The following is a 21,219-nucleotide window of genomic DNA, read 5'->3' as shown; positions in this document are numbered from 1 at the left end:
GATACAAGCAAACCCTATTCCGACTGAAACTTCAGGTGAGTAATCAGACCAATCTATTATCATATCAATTGGTTGATAAGTGGTGTTTATGTTCTAAAATAAATTTCTTCTGGAATAACGGGTTTGCTTGTGGAGAGCCATGGAAACGCCTGAAGCCTAAAAGAAAGTCTTCAGGGCTTTCAAGCCTCAAATAGAGCTTAATCGCTAAAGCGTTAAAGCTCTATAATTCGCATTGAATTCTTTACATGGCTACAAGCAAACCCTATTCCGACAGAAATTTTAGGTAAGTGATTAAACTAATTTCATCTAATTTTTTGATAAAAAGAGTTAAAGGTATGGTAGTCAATCGTAGTCTTATTTTCTAGCGACGAGTCTACTTTTAGGAGTACCTTTAGAATCATTAGTTGGATAGGCAAAGAGGCTTGGACCTATGTCCTAGCCTCATCATTTTTTTCCTTCAAATGCTAATTTTAGTACTTATTCCAAAGCATTTAAGACAAAATGGCACTTCATGAAGCCTAGAAATGAAGTTTGATGACGAAGTAGAACAAGAATTTGGCGTCACTCATTCGTGAAGCGTCGTTCGACGAAGGAGTGACACACAAATATAGCGCTACTCCTACGTCAAAGCGGCTCTGACGTAGAAGCGAAGCAAACAAAGATCCACACTGCTACGTCAAAATGGGTTACACGTAGGAGTGAACAAGTAAAAAAGGCCCCATTACCTTTCGTAAGTGAAAGGAAAAAAGGAATCTTACAAGTCCAAAATGCAGTTAAGACAAATTGGCACTTCATGAAGTTTGGAAATGAAGTTTGATGACGAAGTAGAACAAGAATTTGGCGTCACTCCTTCGTGAAGCGTCGTTCGACGAAGGAGTGACACTCAAATATAGTGCTACTCCTTCGTCAAAGCGACTCTGACGTGGGAGTGAAGCAAACAAAGACCCATACTCCTACGCCAAAACGGGTTACACGTAGGAGTGAACAAGTAAAAAAGGAATCTTACAAGTCTAAAATGCAGTTAAGACAAATTGGCACTCCATGAAGTCTGGAAATGAAGTTTGATGACGAAGTAGAACAAGAATTTTGCGTCACTCCTTCGTGAAGCGTCGTTCGACGAAGGAGTGACACACAAATATAGCGCTACTCCTACGTCAAAGCGGCTCTGAAGTAGAAGTGGAGCAAACAAAGATCCACACTGCTACGTCAAAACGGGTTACACGTAAGAGTGAACAAGTAAACAAGGAATCTTACAAGTCCAAAAGCAGTTAAGACAAATTGGCACTTCATGAAGTTTGGAAATGAAGTTTGATGACGAAGTAGAACAAGAATTTGGCGTCACTCCTTCGTGAAGCGTCGTTCGACGAAGGAGTGACACTCAAATATAGTGCTACTCCTTCGTCAAAGCGACTCTGACGTGGGAGTGAAGCAAACAAAGACCCATACTCCTACGCCAAAACGGGTTACACGTAGGAGTGAACAAGTAAAAAAAATCTCTCATTGGCTTTCGTAAGCGAAAGGTAATGAGAGATTTTTTTTGCACGTCTAAATCAGAGATTATCACTTGGGATTTTCCAACCGGCGTCAAAAAATTCTTGTGACGTAACGGGATAGAAAACAACGGATCCATTTTTGGCTTTTAAGACAAACAAGCTGTCTTTTTTTATAAGCTCAAGTTCTAACAAGTAGATTTCATCAGTGTTTTCAAGGTTCGAATCGGGTGTGTAAAGTTTTAAGGTTAGTTTTGATCCTTCGATAGTGTGATCAAGAATGTCACTGCTACCTAGTGAGGTTCCCCATTCTCCAGGAACAAAAGCATTATCGGTTATCGCAACGGTATATTTGCCGATATCGGATTGGAACGGTTCTATTTCTTTTGAGTCAAAAGTAGCCCAGTATCCTTTAAAATCATCAAATGTGATGATCCCGTCATCTCTTTTTAGATTGTTTGCTTCGATTGGTGTAGCTACGATAGCGGTTGGATGGGAAGAAGTCGATTCTCTTTGATCTGAAAAAGAACTATCAGTATTCACGGAGAGTTCATTTTTGCCACAGCCAGTAACAATAAAAAAAATTATCAAAAAAGTAAGGCTAACGAATGGGCGCGTTAAAATAGAATAACTGCCTACCTTTAAATTATTCATTAAGTTACCTCATTTCATGTTGGTCAAATTCTCTAATGTTAGTGTACCAAGATTCATTGCAGAAACAAAGCGATATGCGCTAGATATGCGCTAATGGATAAAAAGCATAAAACCTTGCGATTAGCTGCATCTAGTGGACGTTTTTTTGGATAACAGCATACAGCAAATTAAAATGAGAAGGTTTATTCTACAATTAAAGGCAAAATAAGTGTAAAAAGTTGACACACGTTTTCATTTTGATGAAAATGAGTATGAGAAGAAATGAAAATGAAGTTTTTGTCTAAATCTTGATCATAAAAAGTGAGGATGAGCGAGTATGATAAAAAACGGATTATTTACGATAGCCATTGGATTTGTTGTCGTTATATTAGGTCTTACCGATTTTGAAGAGCGCCGTATACTCATTTTAGGAATCGGTATTTTGCTGATTATTTTAGGTTTTACTTTATACAATAAGGGAGAAAAAAAAAGCGATTGACCACCCACGTAAAAGGCTTGTGGACTTCATGTCTATTTGATATAGGTGATGGTTTATAAGCAGGAATGATGATCACAGCAGTTTAGAGCGTTCACTTTTAGTAAAAAGGTAAACGCTTTAAATATTGAAAACTTATTGACAGCAAAGTGTATGAATCATATAATACAGAAGAAGTGTACCAAATAGTTTATACGACTTTTTTTTTATAGTGCGTATTAAACAGTTAATACAGTCAGAGGAAAATACAGAGAAACAGGAGGCTGTTATGAACGTAAATTTCAATAAACGCGATCCGCTTTATGAGCAAGTCGTGCGTCATTTTAAAGAAGAGATTGCGGCAGGAGTATTAGAGCCTGGTCAAGAAGTTCCATCTAGACGGGAACTGGCTAATCAATTGAAGATCAATCCCAATACTGCTCAGCGGGCTTATAAAGAGATGGAGGAACAAGGCTTGATCCATACCGAGAGCAATTTACCCAGTAAGATCACAAGAAATTCAACTATTTTGGGTGCTGTTCAAGATGAATTGCTAGAAGAAGCGATCTCCTCGTTTATTTCGGCCATACGTCCGATCCGAGTTCCGCTTGATAAAGTCATTGGATTGATCAAAGAAAAGTATGTTGGTGGAGTTGTAGAAGAGAAGGAGGAGTAAAATGATCCAAGTAAAAGGGTTAACGAAAAAATTTGGTCGGAAAAAGGTTCTAAAAGGTATTTCATTTACGGCTGATAAGGGCGAGATCACTTGTATTATCGGCATCAACGGTGGTGGGAAAACCACGATATTGAACGCGATCATGAACCTGACTCCCATGAATAGCGGAGAGATTTTGATTGATGGTGAAAAAATCAGTAAAAATAGTTATGACAAAATCACCCTCATTCCCGATACGATGACGATGCTGCCAGAATTCAGGATCGAACAGGCTATGCAATTTATGAACGATTTTTATCAAACATGGAATCAAAAACGGGCAGATGAATTATTGGGCTTTTTCAAACTATCAAAAGAGGAAAAGATCTCTTCGCTTTCGAAGGGAAATACAGCCAAGGTAAATTTGATGTTGGGGCTAGCTTTAGATGTCGATTATTTGTTGATGGATGAACCTTTTTCAGGTATCGATATATTTAGTCGCGAACAAATTGCGGCTGTTTTTACTAGCCACTTGATTGAAGATCGCGGCGTGATCATTACGACGCATGAAATCAATGATATTGAACATTTGATCGATAAAGTCGTGCTGATCGATGAGGGACTAGTCTTGCGGGAATTTAATGCAGAGCAAGTTCGTGAAGAGGAAGGGAAATCAGTTGTTGACGTGATGAGAGAGGTGTTCCAGCCATGAAAACGTACTTGAAACTAGTGAATTTTGAATTTAACCGCTGTGCAAAATTATATGCTGCATTGATCGGGATGACGATCGTATCGCAGGTGATTGCCGTTTTTGCAGCATCCAGGAAATACATAAGCCAATTGAATGAAGCTCTCTATCAAAATAAGATCCCTAAAGAACAGTTTCTAAGTGAAACGGGTGAAATAAGCATGTTCGAAGTCGTCAATAATGTCTGGTTTTACTTGCCAATCGTTATCTGTATAACGGCGATATTATTTTATAGTTTCTTTATCTGGTACATCGAGTGGATGGGGAAGAATACGTTTATCTACCGTTTATTGATGCTGCCAACTTCCCGTATGACCATTTTTTGGTCCAAATTAACGACGATCGCCTTGATGGTCTTTGGACTTGTTTCGATACAACTCATTTTATTGCTGATTGAAAGTCAATTATTAGAAGTACTTGTTGCAAGTGAGTTTAGACTGGATCTGTCGGTTCGACAAATAAGTGAAGTATCGATGTATCTTTCGATTCTTTTACCGAAATCATTTGCATCATTCGTCAGCTATTATGGTATTGGGTTCCTATTACTTTTCTTAAGTTTCGCGGCCGTGTTATTCGAAAGAAGTTTTCATTTTAAAGGGCTGATAATGGGACTGCTTTTTGGAGGAAGCTTGTTTCTCCTGTTTGGATCACCAGTCATTGCCAGAGAGTTCTTCGGCTTTGATTGGCTATATCCAGGTGAGATCCTTATTATAGAGGTGGTTCTAGGAATACTCGTAATAGCAATCAGCGGCTGGGTAAGTCACTACTTGTTGCATAAAAGAGTAACGGTTTAAAAGGAGGCAAAGAAGATGAAACGTTATGGGAAATTGAGTGTTATAGCAGTATTAGTCGTTTTGACGATTGGGATTTATTATATGCAACCTATTTTTGCGGCAGAGATAAAGCCGGAATTTACGATTTCAGAAAAAAAGGGTAATCAAGAACTGATTGAGGATATGACGATAGAAGGGTATTATTATGAAAATAATTTATTTGGGATAGGAACGGATCTGGAAATCACAACAGAGGGAACGACCTATTACTCGGATCAGCCTTATCAAAACCAACTGCAAGGCAGTGTGAGTGCCAATAAAAAAATGGCTCAGCTACAAAAAGAGTACCGCAGCTTTATGCGAGGGAAAAATCATTTTTTAACCAATTTTTTTGAAGATGAATCGATTTTAGCTTACGCAGAGATAACGACGAATAACTTTTCATCTGTTACTGAAGAGTCTGAATTCAAGATCGAAGTATTAAATAAAAAGACTGAGGAAGTTCTTTCATATTCAGTTGATTTTCCAAAAACAACCGAATACGTATCTATCTATGTCGAAGATGTTCAAGTAGCAAACAATAAACTGATCATCGTGACAAATGGTTACACATCAAATAACGACGACATGCAAGATGAGCAGCATTTGTATTCGATCGATCTACCAAATGAAAAAATTGAAAAAGATGAAAAAATCCAATTGGATCTAGTAGATGTAACAGGTAAGCAGATCCAATATGTTGAATTGATCAATGAAGCAACGGATATCGCTTCAGCGAAATTTTTAGTTTATCGTGTAGTGCTTGAGGATACACAGACCGAAATGGAAATGAATCAAGGAAATCAAGAAATAGCACCGCCCGTATATGGTCTGATAGGGGTCAATGTAGAAACAGGAGAACAATTTTTGATTGATATTTCAAAAGAAGTCGGCAGACAAGGACTAGAAAATACGCTACCGCTTGAAAATACGGCTTTGTATACATATAAAATCAATGAGACTAGTCTATCGATTTATGCGTATCAGTTGAACCAAAAAGAACTGGTTGAAGTTGAATCCATTGCATTATCAAAGACCCAAAGAAAAGCTTTAAAAGAGGGTATGACTATGCAAATAAATGAGGGTCTTGCTTTCTTTGTAAGCAGTTCTAATGCACTAGACAAAGATATGCAGATCATGGCTTTTGATAGTCGATCTGGAGAACTTGTTCTTGAAGGTGCAATAGATGAGAAAGCCGGCAAATCAGTTAAAAGAGATGAGCTTGGAGTTTACGGCATTTTATTTCAATAATAATAGCAGACAGTAAAAAAGAAGAGCGGCTTCTTTCCCATTCGTAAAATGGAAAGGAGTGCTGTTCTTCTTTTTTTAACTATCATTTTGGAGTCAGATGGTGATCGATCCCTGACAAGATGATCCTAGAGAGATTTGAACTCCCGACCTAACGTTTAGGAAACGTTTGCTCTATCCACCTGAGCTATAGGACCTTTTCAACACAGGTCCTATTTTCTCATAGTTTAAAATAAATGTCTACCTGTAAAAATTTAAATTAGATAGAGAACTGCAATTTAATGAGCCTCTTCAACCGTTTCCTTATCCGCTAAGAGCTCCGGGATAGGTAAACTAAACACGCTGCGATCCAAAAGAAAAATATTGGTCAGCTGCTGAGCCATTTCGACAGGTGAAGAAGCGTAATTTTTTTCATCCCATTCTACTAAGTAGCCGTATATACCATTTGCAATATATGCGCCTAAAAGATTTTGCGATTCTAGTGAGTAGCGGGCAGTTGGAAAAAAGTTAGCTATCAAAAATTCTTTTAGAACTGCAGAAAATTGCAAGTGGAAGTTTAAAAAACCAGCATTATGAACGGCAAAATGAAAATAATTACGGTAATCGTAAATAAAAGTGAAAAAAACATCCGATAAGGGAACCGTCTTTAAGTTAGAGTAGCAGACTTCCTGATAGTTATTTTTCAGCATAATAGCAAAATTATCTAAACAATCATCTTGTATTTCCTTTAGAATATCTTCTTTATAAGCATAGTGTTTATAAAAAGTTCCTCGATTCACTCCAGCTTGATTGACAATTTCTGTAATCGAAATCGTTTTGAAATCATTCTCTTTTATTAATTCAACGAGAGCATCAGATATGGCTTTTTTACTTCGCATAATGCGTATATCGATTACCTCTTCTTGTTGCATAAAGTTTCCTCCTCGTATCAGAATAAGTTGAATAGATTAATAGCCATGTATAGTGAGTGAAATTTTAAAAAGTAAGAAATAAATATTTATAACTAGTAGTATACAGTAAAAGAAGATTGAAAAGACAAGTTTTGCTAAAATAACAAGTGGACATTTAGTGACAATTCGCTTATATGTCAGTATTTGTTCATATTTTTTCTGGTGAAAGAGCTAAAAAAAAGAAAAGGATCCAAAAAAGTACGTAAGAATTAAAAAACATGTGCTATAATTGGATTATAAGAACATATTGGTCAGTATTTCTAAGGAGTGGGAAGGAAGATATGGGAATAAGGAAATTAGTGAAAAAATGGATCAGGGTCCAAAATAAAGATGTAGTCCCAATGGATGTTACTGTTTTGGAAGAAAGTGGGGACTTTTTTCTTGATCACGAAGTAAAATCAAAAATAGACTATAACGTATTTTATGAAATGATCAACAAAGAAATTGAATTAACAGGCACGGTTCTATCGTCTCAATATGATGAAGAATTAGCCAGCGATAGTGTGATATTAGAAGTAAAGGGATTGCCCGTTTTTATTGTGCGGGAGGAGCTGGAGTCTAAAGCTCAACAATTGCCTTTAATGCGTTTTGTAGGCGAAACGATTCAATTTCAGTTGATTGAAGTAAATGAAACAAAAGGTAGGTTGTTGGGTTCGGCTAAAAAGATAAAAGAAAGAGAATTTGATAAACTACATAAGCAACTAGAAGAGGGAAAAAATTTTCAGGCTAAATTAACCAAAAATTTACGCTATGGGGCTTATTTTGTTATCGGAAATACTTCTGTCCAGATGCTCAATAAAGATTTCGCTGAAGATCATACAACGATAAGCGATATTTTAGCTATTGGAGATTCGATAGAAGTTAGGTTTAATCGTATTACTGATAATAAAAATTTGCGCGTAGAACCGCTTAAAAAATATAAAAATGAAGTATCTGTTTCATTAGCGAATTTAGAACCTGATCAAGTTGTTTTAGGAACCGTTAGAAATATTAAAAAATGGGGCATCTTTGTTAGGATCGCACCAAATTTGGATGCACTCTGCTCTATACCACTCCATCTAACAGTAAGAGAAGGCGACCAAGTCACTTTTAAAATCACACAAGTTCTAATAAAAGAAAAACGCGTTCGAGGTAAAATCGTTCGTTTGATAAATAATGAGTAAACAAATAAGCAAAAAAAATAACGACTCAGCTAGTTGCAGAGTCGTTATTTTTTGCTTTAGTGGTAGTAAAAACTACGAGTATAGATTAGAAAAATCCAAATCTGATCATTTTTTCAGCCTAAAGGATTAAGCCCAATCGCCATTACGGAACACTGGAGTCGTGCTGCCGTCTTTGCGAATACCATCGACATCCATTTGGTCAGAACCGATCATGAAGTCGACATGGACAGTTGAGCGGTTTAAACCAGCTGCTTGTAATTCTTCTTCAGTCATTTCTGTTCCGCCAACTAAGTTAAAGGCATAAGCAGAACCTAAAGCTAAGTGGTTTGAAGCATTTTCGTCGAATAAGGTGTTGTAGAAGACGATACCGGATTGAGAAATAGGAGAAGGATCTGGAACTAAGGCAACTTCACCTAAACGTGCAGCCCCATCGTCTGTAGCAATCAAGTTCTTCAAGACATCTTCACCTTGTTCAGCTGTAACATTTACAACTTTTCCGTCTTTAAACGTAAATTCCATATTTAAAATAGTATTCCCAGCATAGCTTAACGGTTTAGTGCTGCGAACGACACCATCAACACGATTTGCATCAGGAGCGGTGAAGACTTCTTCAGTTGGCATATTTGCCATGAAACGTTCGCCACGGACGTTGTCGCTACCGGCGCCTTCCCAAAGGTGACCTTCTGGCAGCCCAACGGTTAAATCAGTACCAGGAGCAGTGTAGTGCAATGCAACAAATTGTTCTTTATTTAATTCTTCAGCTTTGTCATTCAGGGTAATATCTTTTTTAGCCCAAGATGCAACAGGATCAGCATCGTATAGGTTGACAGCTTTAAAGATAGCATCCCATAATGCATCAATTTGTTCTTCTTCAGTTGCTAGCGTCGGGAATACTTTGGCAGCCCATTTAGCACCGGCAGCTGCAGCAACAGTCCAACTCACTTTATTAGCTTGAGTAGCTTTGCGTTGTTCGCTCAATGCTTTACCAGCAGCAGATTGATACGCAGCGATCTTGCCGCTGTCTACGCCAGATAGTGCATCAGGATCAGAAGAACGAACACTGATACGGCTAGCTCCTTTAGCGATTTGGTCTAATGATTCATCGATTTTGTATTGTGGGATATCGGTTAAACGTTCTTGAGGTGTTCCGATAAATTGTTCGCGGTTCACGATATCATCGGCCCATTTCACAATAACTTCTGTTGCACCTAATGCATAAGCTTCTTTTGTGATCAAACGAGCCAATGGTGCTTGATCGACATCGATTTGTAAGACAACTGTGTGTCCTTTTGTAACATTTATACCCGATTTAACTAATAAATGAGCATATTTTTGTAAATTTTCTTCAAATTTTGGCAATACCATCTTTTTTTCCTCCTAGAGATACGAAATGAGGCTGAAACAAAAAAATGAGAGCTGTAAGTAGCTCTTTCAGTTCGTTTTGTCTCAAACTCTTACTAAACAATAATAACATATGAAAGAGTGAGAAACAATTTCACCTGACTTTTTTAAAAGAAATTCAAAAAAAAATTGACAAAAAAAAATGTTCGTGTGTTGTACTCGCTTTTAAATTTGGGAAAAATAGGTGTACCAATTTAATTTGCTAAACATTTAATACACAAGTGTTTTTATAAAATAGAACAAATTAGTTCTCTTTTAATCACAATAGTGATAGAATATATTAAGGGTTATTGGAGAGAGAATCCGGATAGAATAGGTACAGTGTTGTTTTTTTAAATTGAAATAAAAGCGAATGCTGTTTTGCACTAAATTCAAGTTCTAGGTGATACTAGTCAGCTACTCGTAAATACCATGGTCAAAAATTATTGGGTCTAGAAAAATAGGAAATTCAGGGATAAGCGGACAATTGCCCTTAATTAATGGTAAATGATAACAAAGAGGTGAATCGAGATGGCTAGAAAAAAAACAATTTTAAAATCACAAATTCTGGAAACAGCCTACCAAGTTGTTAAAACTGAAGGATTTGAAGGTTTTACAGCACGTAATATTGCTAAAAAAATGGATTGCTCGACCCAGCCCATTTATTTAGAATTTAAGAGCATGGATGACTTAAAGCAAGAACTTGTCGTGAAAGTAAAGACCTATATCGATGAGACTATTTATGAAAAAGAACGCACAGAAGAACCATTGATTAATATGTGTTTAAATTATATCCATTTTTCAAAGGATGAGCCGGTCTTCTTTAAAGCACTTTTCTTTGAATCACAAATGGATACAGATCAGATGCATAATATTTCACTTAATAAGATGATGGAACTATTCAAGCAAAATGATGGAACCAAAGAGTTGACAGAAGCTGAACAAATAAAACTCTTTAAAAATATCTGGATCACTGTCCATGGTACAGCAGTATTGGTAGCCCAAGGTTTCTTGAAGTTCAACGAAAAAGATGGTACTGATTATATTAAGCAAGCTTTACAACGATCAGTACCTGGTTATATGGTTAACTAGGGAAAGAGGTTTGGGCATGACCAGCCGAGAATAAGGATCTTTTCTATCAGGAAACTGATTAAAAAGATCCTTATTTTGTTTTATATATCGATTGTTTAATAAATGGTGTCGGTTTTCTAAATAAATTTCTTCTGGAATAACGGATTTGCTTGTGGAGAGCCATGGAAGCGCCTGAAGCCTAGAGTGAAGTCTTACAGGCTTTCAAGCCTCAAACAAAGCTTAGTCGCTGAAGCATTAAAGCTCTGTAATTCGCATTGAATTCTTTACATGGCTACAAGCAACTCCTATTCCGCCTGAAATTTTGGGTGAGTGATGAGACTAATCGACTAGCATCAAAAAATGGTGTCTGTGTTTCTAAAAAAATTTCTTCTGGAACAACGGGTTTGCATGTGGAGAGCCATGGAAGCGCCTGAAGCCTAAGATTGTGTCTTCAAGCTTTCAAGCCTCAAATAGAGCTTAATCGCTGAAGCGTTAAAACTCTGTAATTCGCATTGAATTCTTTACATGGCTACAAGCAACTCCAATTCCGCCATAAATTATGGGTGAGTGATGAGACTAATCGACTAGCATCAAAAATGGTATTGGTGTTTTAAAAAAATTTCTTCTGGAATAACGGGTTTGCTTGTGGAGAGCCATGGAAGCACCTGAAGCCTAAGATCGTGTCTTCAAGCTTTCAAGCCTCAAACAAAGCTTAATCGCTAAAGCGTTAAAGCTCTGTAATTCGCATTGAATTCTTTACATGGCTACAAGCAACTCCTATTCCGCCTGAAATTTTGGGTGAGTGATCAAACTAATTTATTAACACTAAAAATTATAGACTAAAAAAACCCCCATCACCATTTAAGTTTAGGCGAGCAGGGATTTTTTTGATCTATTATTAAGATAAAGCAGCTGTTTTGTCGACTAAAGCTTTTGCGAAAGCTTCTAAATTCAACTTGTCTTCTTCATTGGCATCTAGATCTACTTTGACACTTTCGGCACCTTTAACAGCACCGATTGAAGCTAATTTATCAGCAAAATCATCTACAGATTGACAAAATTTATCATAGAAATGATCTCCTGAACCGAAGGCACCATAAACTTTTCCCGTTAAATCAATTTCACTCAGTTCTTCATAGAAATCGACGAATTCATCTGGTAAATTAGCATCGTTCCCATAAGTATACGTTCCGATAATGCACATATCGACCTCTAGAAAGTCTTCTGGTTCAGCCTGCATGCTTTCAACCATTTCAACATCCACGCCTAAATTTTCTAAGGCCTCTTTTACAATTTCGGCACATTCTTCTGTATTACCAGTCAAACTTGCAAAGACAATCAAAGCTTTCGCCATTTTTATCGCATCCTTTTCTACGCTTGTGTGCTTCCTCAGCAAAGTATACCAAAGGAAACACCGGTTCTGCAATGAAAGAAATTTGTTTAGCCACTTAAAATTCGGTTAAGAGCGGGATAACGTTTCATAAAGAGCCAGAGTCTGTTGATAAAAACGCTCAAGAGAGAACTGTTTGGAAGCCAACTGATACAAACGTTCACCTTTAAGTGCTAAGGTGTTATTCTCCCATGCAGTATAGGCTTCATTGAGTGCACCTGTTAATGACTCAACCGATTTAGCAGGCACACACCAACCATAGCTTTCATCAGGCACTAAGAGAGCAATATCGCCGACATCGGTGGCAATGAAAGGAACTTTTTGATTGGCTGATTCCAGTAATACCATTGGAAAGCCTTCATTATACGATGCTAAAATAGTGATATCTGAATGAGCAATGGTTTCTTCTACTTGCGGTTTGTTCAAAAAGCCTAAAAAATGAACGTTCTTTTGCATATTTAACTGCTGGGCTTTTTTTTCAAGCGAAGCCTTTAAATCTCCATCTCCGACCAAGTTTAGCCTGAAATCATTGAAATGAGCAGCGTGCAGACTTTCTAGTAAAAGGTCATGTCCTTTGATCGGATGCAAACGAGCGATGCAAGTTAAAGTGAAGCGGTCATTCTTAGCATAAGTTTTAGCTGTATTCGGTTCGAATTGGAGGCCATTGTAAATGATCGTCATTTTTTTTGGGATGATGCCTAATTCAAGCAGCGGCTGCATCAAGCTATCGGTCACCACGATTAAGTGGTCCGCCTTTTTTAAACTAGCTAAATTAAGTTTGGTGAACAACGTGCCTTTTATGCCTCTGTCCATAAAATCAAATGTAGGATCGCTATGAACGGTGATGAGCCAACGTGCAGCGACTTTTCTACGGATCATCGAGAAAATAAAATTCGCACGTGCCCCATGCGTGTGGACGATATCAAATGCATGGTCATTGATGAATTGAGCTAAACGTTTCAAAATAGAGAGGTCATACCGCGACTGTTGTTTAAGAGTATGTACCTGGATCCCTAATTTTTTAGCTTCTTCCGCAATAATGCCGTCTTCCATCACTAAAAGCTCAGCCGTTGTTGGATCAAATTGTGAGAGCAGCGAGAGAATATGATTTTTTCCGCCGCCATCTTCTAAACCGGCATTGATGTGCAACACTTTCATAATTAATTGACCTCCTTTGTCGATCGTTTATTCTGATAAAAAGCTGTCAAAAAAACTGAACAGAATCTGTTCAGCCTTTTTGACTTATTTTTTATAGATGTGCTTTTTTTCGTGGTTTACTTCTCTTAGGAATTGAGGCAGTGCCATCATCCGTTTAAATCTAAGCGGTTGTTTGATCAAACGATACAACCATTCACTATTCAATTGGATAAAGATTTTTGGTGCGCGTTTTGATTTTCCAGAAAGTACGTCGAAACTGCCGCCTACGCCCATTAATAAGCCTTTTGAAGCGGTAGATAAGTACTGATGGATCCATTGTTCTTGTCTCGGATAACCGATAGCGACAAAGACCATGTCAGGTTGCGTTGCTTGAACGGATTCAATGATCGAAGTGTCAGACAAATCAAAGTAGCCGTTTCTTGCTCCAACAAGATCGATTGAAGGGTAGAACTTTTGAACTTTAGCAACCGTACTTTGTAAAACTTCTTCTTTAGCGCCCAAAAGATAAACGCGACTGCCCTTAACGTTAGCTTCTTCAAGCAAAGCCAACATCAAGTCATACCCTGCGACACGTTCAACGATTGGAGTTCCTAACATTTTTGATCCTTTTATAATGCCGATCCCATCAGCAATAACGTAGTCTGCTTTATTTATAAGCGACATATAAGCAGGATTTTTTTTTGCGTACATAACGATTTCCGGATTAGCGGTAACCACAAACGATTTTTGGTTGTGATCAACTCGCTTTATTAATTCTTCAAGGAATGTTTCTTTTGTTTGATTGTCAAAAGCTACTCCTAATACTGATACTTTTTTATGCTCCATAATTGCCAACCATCCTTAAACCCTTTTACTAAACTAAACATTTTAGTTATCATACCATTGAACTATAGAAGAGATAAAGCTTATTTTGAATGCATCAAGAATACTTTTGGTACTTTAGAATGGAACCGGACCAATTCTTTGCTGGTCGGGTGTATCAAAGCTAAAGTAGTCGCGTGCAAGCCTAAGCGTTTTAATGGATTAGAAGTTGCACCATATTTTTTATCGCCTGCAACGGGGTGACCAAGTGTTTCCATGTGGACCCGGATTTGATTTTTACGGCCAGTTTCTAAACGGGCTTCTAATAAGGTGAAATCTTCATTGTTACGGATTTTTTTATAGTGAGTGATCGCCAATTTTCCGCCGTTATCATAAGTAGCTGAATGGACTTTCATCGCTTTACTTTCAGTCAACCACGTTTTGATCGTGCCTTCTTCCTCAGCAACTACGCCTTCAACTAAAACTGTGTAGATCCGTTCTTTGACGATGTCTTTCCAATTTTCTTGCATGTCTTGTTTGATCTGTTCGGTTTTTGCAAAAACCATTACACCAGAAGTATCACGGTCTAAACGATGGACCACGTAGATACGATTATTATGATCTTCTTTTTTGACATAATTGATCAATTGGCGGTGTGCAGTCAATTCTTGAGCAAACTTAGCAGCAATCGATAATAATCCGGCTTCTTTATCGATGACAATAATAGCATCATCTTCATAAATGATCGTCATCCCAACAAGAGCTGTTTCCTTAATTGCCGCTTTATTGGATTGGATCGCGATAACTTGACCCGGCAGTAAAGGTTGATTGTGTTTCTTGATTAATTTTCCATCAACAGTCACTTGACCTCTTGTTAAAATCGACTTTACCGAATTACGGCTTGTATGTGGCATGATGCTTATTAGGAAAGGCAATAATTCCATTGGTTCAGTCACGGTATAGAGCTGATTATTAGTATTTTTTTTAGGTGTATAAGTTATTTTTTTAGCCATTAAAACCACTCGCTCTCATTAATTGTTCTTTTAGTAGAGTATAACGGAAAAAGGGACAAAAATAACCCTAAAGTAAGAAACTTTCAAATAGAAAGCCCTTTAAAGAATTAATCAATCAAAAAATGAGCGATTTTGTTCAACCAATGATAGAAAAAAGGGGATACAGGTTAAAGATTCGCCAGAATGGTTCACAATTTTAAAAATAAAGCTTATAATAGACCGGAGAGAAAAAAATAAACTTGCACGATTCAATAGAAAAGAGGAACAGAAATTGATTACACTAAAATCACAACGCGAAATTGATGCAATGGAAGAATCAGGCGCGTTATTGGCCAATGTTCATGTTGCTTTAAGAGATATTATTAAACCAGGTATTACGAGCTGGGAAATTAACGCATTTGCACAGAAATATATCGAAGACCACGGCGGTATTGCCGAACAAATTGGGTTCGAAGGATACGAATATGCCACTTGCGTCAGCGTCAACGATGAAATTTGTCATGGCTTCCCAAGCAAGAAAAAAGTTTTGAAAAATGGTGACTTGATTAAAGTCGATATGGTCGTTAACTTAAAAGGCGCTATGTCTGATTCTTGTTGGAGCTATATTGTTGGCGAAGGAACTCCTGAAACAGAAAAATTGATGGAAGTTACTAAAAAAGCTCTTTACTTAGGTATCGAACAAGCACAAGTTGGAAACCGTATTGGCGATATCGGTCATGCTATCCAAATGTACGTTGAAGGAGAAGGTTTTTCAGTAGTCCGCGAATTTATTGGACACGGTATTGGACCCACGATGCATGAAGCACCATCAGTCCCTCATTACGGAGAAGCTGGTAAAGGTCTTCGTTTAAAAGAAGGTATGGTGATCACGATCGAACCAATGGTCAATACCGGAACTTGGAAATCTAAAATGGATGGCAACGGCTGGACAGCTCGCACCAAAGATGGCGGCATCAGCTGTCAATTCGAACATACATTAGCAATCACTAAAAATGGTCCAAGAATTTTGACCGAGCAAAAAAATTAATTTTAAAACTAAGGAGCCTTAACTGAACTTTATCCGAAGTTCAGTTAGGGCTCTTTAGTTATCTAAGATGTAAAGTTGAGAATTAATAAAAGATAAGGATTGTTTAATTACACTATCAATAAATACCGTTGTTAACTATACTTAACTAACTTAAAGAGATACTGAATGAGGTACAAACCAAAATGGACATTGACTGGAGTGGTAATTGTTAAGCAAAGGAAGAGAAGAAGACGGTTGAAAAAGAAAGTAAAAATCGTGCTCGCCATTATAGGTGTTTTTATCCTAACGCTAGTATGGATCACTACCGCTAATAAAGAAGAAGAAGAGGAAATGAAAACGAATACAGCAACCGAGGAAGTAGAAACGGAATCTGAAAAAGGCACAGATGTTGAAGTTACCGAAAAAGAAGAAGAAGTTGAAAAAACAGATGAAACGACGGAGGCAGGACAAGCCTTAATGGATAAAACTTTAGAAATGAATGCTAGTTACCCAGGCAATATTGGACTGGTTCTACTCAATAAAGCAACCGATGAGAAAATAGAAGTAAATGCAGATACTGTGTTTACAAGCGCCAGCTTATACAAGTTATATGTTACATATGCAGTACTAACAGAAGTAGATAAAGGTAATTTATCACTGGACACAACGATCAATGATCAGACTATGGCTACGATCGATGATTATTTGAGAGAAACCATAACCGTGTCTTCAAATCAAACAGCGATAGCTCTTGCAAATAGGCTTGGTTGGGATGTGATCGAAAAGTTTGCTCAAGAAAATGGATTTACTGAAACAACGTTTAATACGTCTAATGAAAATGGCGTCATTTTAAGAGGAACGCTACAAACGACGCCTAGCAATGTCGCTGACTTATTGAACCGTTTAATGGATGGCACTTTACTGTCAAAAACATCAAGCGATTACTTTATGGGGTTATTGGTTGATCAACAGTTGGTTTATGCGCTCAATACCGGCTTATCCGACGAGGTCAGTTTTGCCCATAAAACAGGAGTTCTAGACAGTGTCTCCCATGATGCGGGTATCATTACAGACTCAGATGGGCAAGACTATATAGTCGTTGTGATGAGCGATGGTTGGACCTATGCATATGACGAAGCCACACCATTTTTTATTGAAATGGGTCAATCTATCATGGATTATCTATCTGCGCAATAATAAGATGACTCATAGAGTATTTGAGATTAACAGATTTTAAAAATTAAAAAAGTTGGATAAATTCGAAAACAACTGCGAAAGGTTAGTTGTTTTCGAATTTTTTTTGGATTTTTTGGTATACTGGATAAAGAAAAGGAGCTGTAACTATGAAAGAAAGAGTTATTTACGCTGATATTCTACGGGTTGCAGCCACTTTTTTAGTGATTGCTATTCATATTATCTCACGTGATTTTGATTTGTATGCAATCGATTCTTACCAATGGCAAACACTGAATATCTTCGATAGTTTTGCTCGTATGAGCGTACCGCTATTTTTTATGATGAGCGGAATCTTTTTTTTAGATCCGAAAAAAACTTTTTCAATTAGAAAATTCTACAAAAAAAATGTTTTTCGACTGGTAACGGCTTTTATTTTTTGGTCAGCTTTATATGCTGTCATTTTCACTTGGAATGAATACCGAACCTTCGATTCGGAAGTATGGGGAGTAATGTTTGAAGCATTTAAAGAAGGGCATTTTCATTTGTGGTTTCTTTTTCGGATGATTGAAATTTATGTCATGATCCCTTTTTTGCGAAAGATCGCTGAGGATAAAAAAATGATCTTTTATCTGATTGCTTTTTGTTTTTATATCGGATTTATCCTGCCAACTTACCATGAATTTCCCGTCAGTTCAACGGTGACCTTTGCTGAAAGAGGCATCAACTTGGATATCACTTTTGGTTATGTCGGTTATTTCTTCGCGGGTTATTTTCTAGCACACTATGATTTAAGCAAATGGGTGAAGAGAGCCATTTATTTGCTAGGAGCAGCCGGGTTGATAAGTACCATCGTAATGACGAGTTTGGAGTCGTTAAGACAAGGGAAACATTACGATGTTCCTTACGAATACTTGACACCAAATGTGTTCTTGATGAGTATAGCTGCTTTTCTATTGGCAAAAGAAAAATTAAAGCCAAAACATGTTTCAGCTAAATTCAAACGGATACTATTAGACCTCTCTGCTTATTCATTTGGGATTTATTTGGTGCATGTGCTGATTATTTTCCTTTTATGGGAGGCAGGAGCAACCACTTTGTTTAGTACTCCATTCCTCTCTGTACCAATTTTGACGCTATTAGTTTTTTGTATCAGTTACATCTGTATTAAAGGGATAGCTCAGTTGCCATTCATCAAACGATTTATTCTATAAAACACTTATTTTTATTAAATAAGTGTTTTATTTTTTTGATTTAAATCGGTATAATAATGATTGGTTTTGAAAAAGGGGTTTGAATATGTCAAAAGATGATCAATTGGATAAGTCAGAATTAAATAAAAAAGAAGAAGTAAAGAAATTTAGTATCATTTTGATCCAGAAATACCGGAAAGCTGAAGTTTGGAATTCAGGAGCAATCATCAGTTATTATTTTTTATTATCCATTTTTCCGATTATTGTTGTGATTGGGAATGTATTGCCATACTTAAGTTTAGATGCAACGGAGTTATTACCGTACATTGAAAAAGCTGTGCCAAGTTATTTTTTTGATCAAGTAGAAGAGTTATTAAAGAGTTGGTTTACACGCAGCAGCGGAGGGATCTTGTCTATTGCGGCGATTGGAGCTTTATGGTCAGCTAGTCGAGGAATGACTGCGATGCAAGTGAGCATGAATAAAGCTTATGGTGCAGAGCCTAGAAGAAATATCGTGATCATCAGATTATTTTCACTGATTTTAACGACACTGATGATTTTTAGCATCATGGCAATCGTAATTATTTTTGGGTTTGGACAATTGATATTGGAGTATATTACCCCAATCATTGACCTACCTGCAACAATCGGTGAGACATTTCAAAGTTTGAGATGGCCGGTCACTATGATCGTACTATTTATTATTTTTTGTGTGATGTATTTCTTTGTCCCTCATGCAAAAATAGCTTTCAAGAGTGTTTTGCCTGGAGCAGCGTTCTCAACTATTGGCTGGATGCTGGTTTCTCAAGGATTTGCGGTATACGTTGAATATTTTGCTGTTGGTGCACAAAGTTACGGAACGATCGGAACGTTTATGATCATGTTGATTTGGCTACAGGTCATTGGAGCATTGATGACTGCGGGTGCGGTGATCAATGCCGCTATTGAAGTCTATCAAACTGGTACGCTCAATGAAGCTGCTCCGTCACGTATCGGAAACTATATCCGAGCTAAAGCAAAAACTATCTTCAGGCGGTAAAGAAAAAAGACTAAGATAAGAATAAGCTGCACAAAAAGATTCACTTTCCCAATGGGAGAGTGAATCTTTTTCGGTTGTTTGTGCTTTAAAGAGAAATTTCTTCCGGAATAACGGGTTTGCTTGTAGAGAGCCATTGGATCGCCTGAAGCCTAAAAGAAAGTTGTCATGGTTGTTGCTGCTTTAGCAGCTTACAAACATGATACACTTGGGCGTTATTTGCCCACAGTGCTTCATTTTAGGCTACAAGCAAACCCTATTCCTCTAGAAATTTCTTAGCAGGTGGTGTACCTAATCGGCCAACACCAAAGATGATAGCTTCATTTTTTTGTGCTACTCCTACGTGAAACCAACATTGACGAATAAGTGACCACCTTTTTTTATCTCACATTTCGGTGGAGAGCCCTTGTACGAATGTGTGATGCTGCTTTTCGAGGCTACTGTTCTATGAAGGGCCAGTTCACGAAAGAGTGAAGCGCACTTGGCAATCAAAATAGCTAAAAAACAAACAAAAAAATTCATGCCCACTCCTGATGAATTAGATCATCAAAAGAGGGCATGAATTTTTTTAAATAAGGCCTTTGTTCAATTTTATTTTATTCGTATCCGTTTGGATTGTTTTCTTGCCATTTCCAAGAATCACGGCACATATCTTCTAACGTATGTTCAGCGCGCCAACCTAATTCTTGAGCAGCTTTTGATGCATCCGAATAGCAAGTGGCAATGTCACCAGGGCGTCGATCAATGATCGTGTAAGGAACTTTCTTGCCAGTAGCTTTTTCAAAATTGGTCACAACGTCTATTACGCTATAGCCTTTTCCGGTTCCAAGATTGTAAGCTTCGATACCTTCTGAAGCAAGGATCTTTTCAACTGCTTTTAAATGGCCTTTAGCTAAATCGACTACATGAATGTAGTCACGCACGCCAGTACCGTCTGGAGTATCATAGTCACCGCCAAAGACACTCAATTGAGCACGTTTGCCTACAGCTACTTGCGTGATATAAGGCATCAAGTTGTTTGGGATACCATTTGGATCTTCTCCGATTCGTCCGCTCTCATGCGCACCGATTGGGTTGAAGTAACGCAACAATGCAATACTCCAAGAAGGATCTGCAGCATAGACATCTTGCAAGATCTGTTCAATCATCATTTTTGTTGTGCCGTAAGGATTTGTTGTGCTTAAAGGCAAGTCTTCAATCAATGGAGAAACATTGTTCATTCCATAAACGGTAGCAGAAGAACTGAAAACTAATTTTTTAACATTGTAAGCTTCCATTAATTCAGCAAGAACGAAGGTACTGGTTAAATTGTTGTGGTAGTATTTTAACGGTTGGCTAACGGATTCACCAACAGCTTTGTAGCCAGCGAAATGAATGACTGCTTCTATGTCATGGATTTTAAAGACTGCTTCTAAATCTGGTTTATTTAAGACGTCTACTTCATAAAAAGAGAACGTTTTTCCGGAAATTTCTTTGATTCGATTTAATACTTCAGGCTTGCTGTTTGAAAAATTATCTACGATGACAACATCATGTCCGGCATTCAATAATTCTACAGTTGTGTGACTGCCGATGTATCCAGCGCCACCAGTTACTAAAATAGCCATTTTCATCCCTCTTTTTTTCGAATTTTTAATTTCAATCATTCTATCTGATAAGGTTAAGTCTACTCATTGAATGAAAATAAGTCAACGCAAACACGTTTAAAAATTGTTAAAGCTTCAAGGCCAAAAAGGTGAAAAGTCTTTAGAAAACTGTAATGTTTCAGTCATTTGATTATGCTATAATAGGCAAGTCATTGCATTAATGAAAGTGAAAGGGGTA

Annotated in this window: 19 protein-coding genes and 1 tRNA gene; 11 read left to right on the top strand and 9 right to left on the bottom strand. The window is 37.4% G+C overall.

The window, feature by feature from the left end:
• Positions 1 to 1,550 precede the first annotated feature (1,550 nt).
• Positions 1,551 to 2,144 (bottom strand): hypothetical protein, encoded by a 594-nt coding sequence (locus J7E16_RS00715; protein WP_214887517.1) that lies wholly within the window; start codon positions 2,142 to 2,144, stop codon positions 1,551 to 1,553.
• A 316-nt stretch (positions 2,145 to 2,460) separates the two neighbouring features.
• Here J7E16_RS00715 and J7E16_RS00710 point away from each other — a divergent pair, with 316 nt between their 5' ends.
• From J7E16_RS00710 to J7E16_RS00690, 5 genes are all read left to right on the top strand, one after another.
• A complete protein-coding gene (locus J7E16_RS00710; RefSeq protein ID WP_214887515.1) occupies positions 2,461 to 2,622 on the top strand; it encodes a DUF3188 domain-containing protein in 162 nt (53 codons plus the stop codon).
• A 265-nt stretch (positions 2,623 to 2,887) separates the two neighbouring features.
• The gene (locus tag J7E16_RS00705) at positions 2,888 to 3,274 is read left to right on the top strand and encodes a GntR family transcriptional regulator (protein WP_214887513.1); all 387 of its coding nucleotides are present in this window, start codon (positions 2,888 to 2,890) and stop codon (positions 3,272 to 3,274) included.
• A 1-nt stretch (position 3,275) separates the two neighbouring features.
• Positions 3,276 to 3,965, top strand: coding sequence for an ABC transporter ATP-binding protein (locus J7E16_RS00700; RefSeq protein WP_214887511.1), 690 nt, complete (start codon positions 3,276 to 3,278; stop codon positions 3,963 to 3,965).
• Positions 3,962 to 4,795, top strand: coding sequence for a hypothetical protein (locus J7E16_RS00695; RefSeq protein WP_214887509.1), 834 nt, complete (start codon positions 3,962 to 3,964; stop codon positions 4,793 to 4,795). Before J7E16_RS00700 ends, J7E16_RS00695 begins: the two co-directional genes overlap by 4 nt.
• A 15-nt stretch (positions 4,796 to 4,810) precedes the next feature.
• Complete coding sequence (locus J7E16_RS00690; RefSeq protein ID WP_214887507.1) at positions 4,811 to 6,064, top strand: hypothetical protein; 1,254 nt, start codon at positions 4,811 to 4,813, stop codon at positions 6,062 to 6,064.
• A gap of 120 nt (positions 6,065 to 6,184) precedes the next feature.
• On the opposite strand, the gene J7E16_RS00685 is transcribed toward J7E16_RS00690, so the two are convergent.
• Together J7E16_RS00685 and J7E16_RS00680 are read right to left on the bottom strand one after the other, a co-directional pair.
• Positions 6,185 to 6,258, bottom strand: a tRNA-Arg gene (locus J7E16_RS00685).
• An 81-nt stretch (positions 6,259 to 6,339) separates the two neighbouring features.
• Positions 6,340 to 6,972 carry a TetR/AcrR family transcriptional regulator gene (locus J7E16_RS00680; RefSeq protein ID WP_214887505.1) on the bottom strand — a complete coding sequence of 211 codons (633 nt, stop codon included), beginning with the start codon at positions 6,970 to 6,972 and terminating at the stop codon, positions 6,340 to 6,342.
• A gap of 320 nt (positions 6,973 to 7,292) precedes the next feature.
• On the opposite strand from J7E16_RS00680, the gene J7E16_RS00675 reads away from it, so the two are divergent.
• Positions 7,293 to 8,174, top strand: a complete 882-nt coding sequence (locus J7E16_RS00675; RefSeq protein WP_214887503.1) for a hypothetical protein — start codon at positions 7,293 to 7,295, stop codon at positions 8,172 to 8,174.
• Positions 8,175 to 8,300: 126 nt separating this feature from the next.
• On the opposite strand, the gene J7E16_RS00670 is transcribed toward J7E16_RS00675, so the two are convergent.
• Positions 8,301 to 9,539: an aminopeptidase gene (locus J7E16_RS00670; RefSeq protein WP_214887501.1), complete on the bottom strand. Its 1,239-nt coding sequence runs from the start codon at positions 9,537 to 9,539 to the stop codon at positions 8,301 to 8,303.
• 546 nt (positions 9,540 to 10,085) lie between these two features.
• On the opposite strand from J7E16_RS00670, the gene J7E16_RS00665 reads away from it, so the two are divergent.
• Positions 10,086 to 10,646, top strand: a complete 561-nt coding sequence (locus tag J7E16_RS00665) for a TetR/AcrR family transcriptional regulator (protein WP_214887499.1) — start codon at positions 10,086 to 10,088, stop codon at positions 10,644 to 10,646.
• An 877-nt stretch (positions 10,647 to 11,523) separates the two neighbouring features.
• Here the strand turns inward: J7E16_RS00665 and J7E16_RS00660 are convergent.
• The 4 genes from J7E16_RS00660 to J7E16_RS00645 all read right to left on the bottom strand — a co-directional run bounded on the left by J7E16_RS00660 (position 11,524) and on the right by J7E16_RS00645 (position 14,987).
• Positions 11,524 to 11,979: a flavodoxin gene (locus J7E16_RS00660; protein WP_214887497.1), complete on the bottom strand. Its 456-nt coding sequence runs from the start codon at positions 11,977 to 11,979 to the stop codon at positions 11,524 to 11,526.
• 105 nt (positions 11,980 to 12,084) lie between these two features.
• Positions 12,085 to 13,173 carry a glycosyltransferase family 4 protein gene (locus J7E16_RS00655; protein WP_214887495.1) on the bottom strand — a complete coding sequence of 363 codons (1,089 nt, stop codon included), beginning with the start codon at positions 13,171 to 13,173 and terminating at the stop codon, positions 12,085 to 12,087.
• An 84-nt stretch (positions 13,174 to 13,257) separates the two neighbouring features.
• Positions 13,258 to 13,998, bottom strand: a complete 741-nt coding sequence (locus J7E16_RS00650; protein WP_214887493.1) for a WecB/TagA/CpsF family glycosyltransferase — start codon at positions 13,996 to 13,998, stop codon at positions 13,258 to 13,260.
• 80 nt (positions 13,999 to 14,078) lie between these two features.
• Positions 14,079 to 14,987 carry an RluA family pseudouridine synthase gene (locus J7E16_RS00645; protein ID WP_214887491.1) on the bottom strand — a complete coding sequence of 303 codons (909 nt, stop codon included), beginning with the start codon at positions 14,985 to 14,987 and terminating at the stop codon, positions 14,079 to 14,081.
• A gap of 271 nt (positions 14,988 to 15,258) precedes the next feature.
• On the opposite strand from J7E16_RS00645, the gene map reads away from it, so the two are divergent.
• The 4 genes from map to J7E16_RS00625 all read left to right on the top strand — a co-directional run bounded on the left by map (position 15,259) and on the right by J7E16_RS00625 (position 19,398).
• Positions 15,259 to 16,014 (top strand): type I methionyl aminopeptidase, encoded by a 756-nt coding sequence (map, locus tag J7E16_RS00640; RefSeq protein ID WP_214887489.1) that lies wholly within the window; start codon positions 15,259 to 15,261, stop codon positions 16,012 to 16,014.
• A gap of 165 nt (positions 16,015 to 16,179) precedes the next feature.
• On the top strand, positions 16,180 to 17,190 hold the full coding sequence (locus J7E16_RS00635; protein WP_214887487.1) for a serine hydrolase: 1,011 nt from the start codon (positions 16,180 to 16,182) through the stop codon (positions 17,188 to 17,190).
• Between the two features lie 146 nt (positions 17,191 to 17,336).
• Complete coding sequence (locus J7E16_RS00630; protein ID WP_214887485.1) at positions 17,337 to 18,380, top strand: acyltransferase; 1,044 nt, start codon at positions 17,337 to 17,339, stop codon at positions 18,378 to 18,380.
• Between the two features lie 85 nt (positions 18,381 to 18,465).
• Complete coding sequence (locus J7E16_RS00625) at positions 18,466 to 19,398, top strand: YihY/virulence factor BrkB family protein (RefSeq protein WP_214887483.1); 933 nt, start codon at positions 18,466 to 18,468, stop codon at positions 19,396 to 19,398.
• A 593-nt stretch (positions 19,399 to 19,991) separates the two neighbouring features.
• On the opposite strand, the gene galE is transcribed toward J7E16_RS00625, so the two are convergent.
• A complete protein-coding gene (galE, locus tag J7E16_RS00620; RefSeq protein WP_214887481.1) occupies positions 19,992 to 21,002 on the bottom strand; it encodes a UDP-glucose 4-epimerase GalE in 1,011 nt (336 codons plus the stop codon).
• Positions 21,003 to 21,219: the final 217 nt, after the last annotated feature.

The organism is Carnobacterium sp. ISL-102 (assembly GCF_018612935.1).
Lineage (GTDB): Bacteria > Bacillota > Bacilli > Lactobacillales > Carnobacteriaceae > Carnobacterium_B > Carnobacterium_B alterfunditum.
The sequence above is the reverse complement of the archived record's forward strand: the minus strand, read 5'-3'. Positions and strand labels throughout refer to the sequence as shown.

Coding starts and splice junctions, on each gene's coding strand:
- J7E16_RS00715 (WP_214887517.1), bottom strand. CDS start 2,144: ATGAATAATTTAAAGGTAGGCAGTTATTCTATTTTAACGCGCCCATTC.
- J7E16_RS00710 (WP_214887515.1), top strand. CDS start 2,461: ATGATAAAAAACGGATTATTTACGATAGCCATTGGATTTGTTGTCGTT.
- J7E16_RS00705 (WP_214887513.1), top strand. CDS start 2,888: ATGAACGTAAATTTCAATAAACGCGATCCGCTTTATGAGCAAGTCGTG.
- J7E16_RS00700 (WP_214887511.1), top strand. CDS start 3,276: ATGATCCAAGTAAAAGGGTTAACGAAAAAATTTGGTCGGAAAAAGGTT.
- J7E16_RS00695 (WP_214887509.1), top strand. CDS start 3,962: ATGAAAACGTACTTGAAACTAGTGAATTTTGAATTTAACCGCTGTGCA.
- J7E16_RS00690 (WP_214887507.1), top strand. CDS start 4,811: ATGAAACGTTATGGGAAATTGAGTGTTATAGCAGTATTAGTCGTTTTG.
- J7E16_RS00680 (WP_214887505.1), bottom strand. CDS start 6,972: ATGCAACAAGAAGAGGTAATCGATATACGCATTATGCGAAGTAAAAAA.
- J7E16_RS00675 (WP_214887503.1), top strand. CDS start 7,293: ATGGGAATAAGGAAATTAGTGAAAAAATGGATCAGGGTCCAAAATAAA.
- J7E16_RS00670 (WP_214887501.1), bottom strand. CDS start 9,539: ATGGTATTGCCAAAATTTGAAGAAAATTTACAAAAATATGCTCATTTA.
- J7E16_RS00665 (WP_214887499.1), top strand. CDS start 10,086: ATGGCTAGAAAAAAAACAATTTTAAAATCACAAATTCTGGAAACAGCC.
- J7E16_RS00660 (WP_214887497.1), bottom strand. CDS start 11,979: ATGGCGAAAGCTTTGATTGTCTTTGCAAGTTTGACTGGTAATACAGAA.
- J7E16_RS00655 (WP_214887495.1), bottom strand. CDS start 13,173: ATGAAAGTGTTGCACATCAATGCCGGTTTAGAAGATGGCGGCGGAAAA.
- J7E16_RS00650 (WP_214887493.1), bottom strand. CDS start 13,998: ATGGAGCATAAAAAAGTATCAGTATTAGGAGTAGCTTTTGACAATCAA.
- J7E16_RS00645 (WP_214887491.1), bottom strand. CDS start 14,987: ATGGCTAAAAAAATAACTTATACACCTAAAAAAAATACTAATAATCAG.
- J7E16_RS00635 (WP_214887487.1), top strand. CDS start 16,180: ATGAGGTACAAACCAAAATGGACATTGACTGGAGTGGTAATTGTTAAG.
- J7E16_RS00630 (WP_214887485.1), top strand. CDS start 17,337: ATGAAAGAAAGAGTTATTTACGCTGATATTCTACGGGTTGCAGCCACT.
- J7E16_RS00625 (WP_214887483.1), top strand. CDS start 18,466: ATGTCAAAAGATGATCAATTGGATAAGTCAGAATTAAATAAAAAAGAA.
- galE (WP_214887481.1), bottom strand. CDS start 21,002: ATGGCTATTTTAGTAACTGGTGGCGCTGGATACATCGGCAGTCACACA.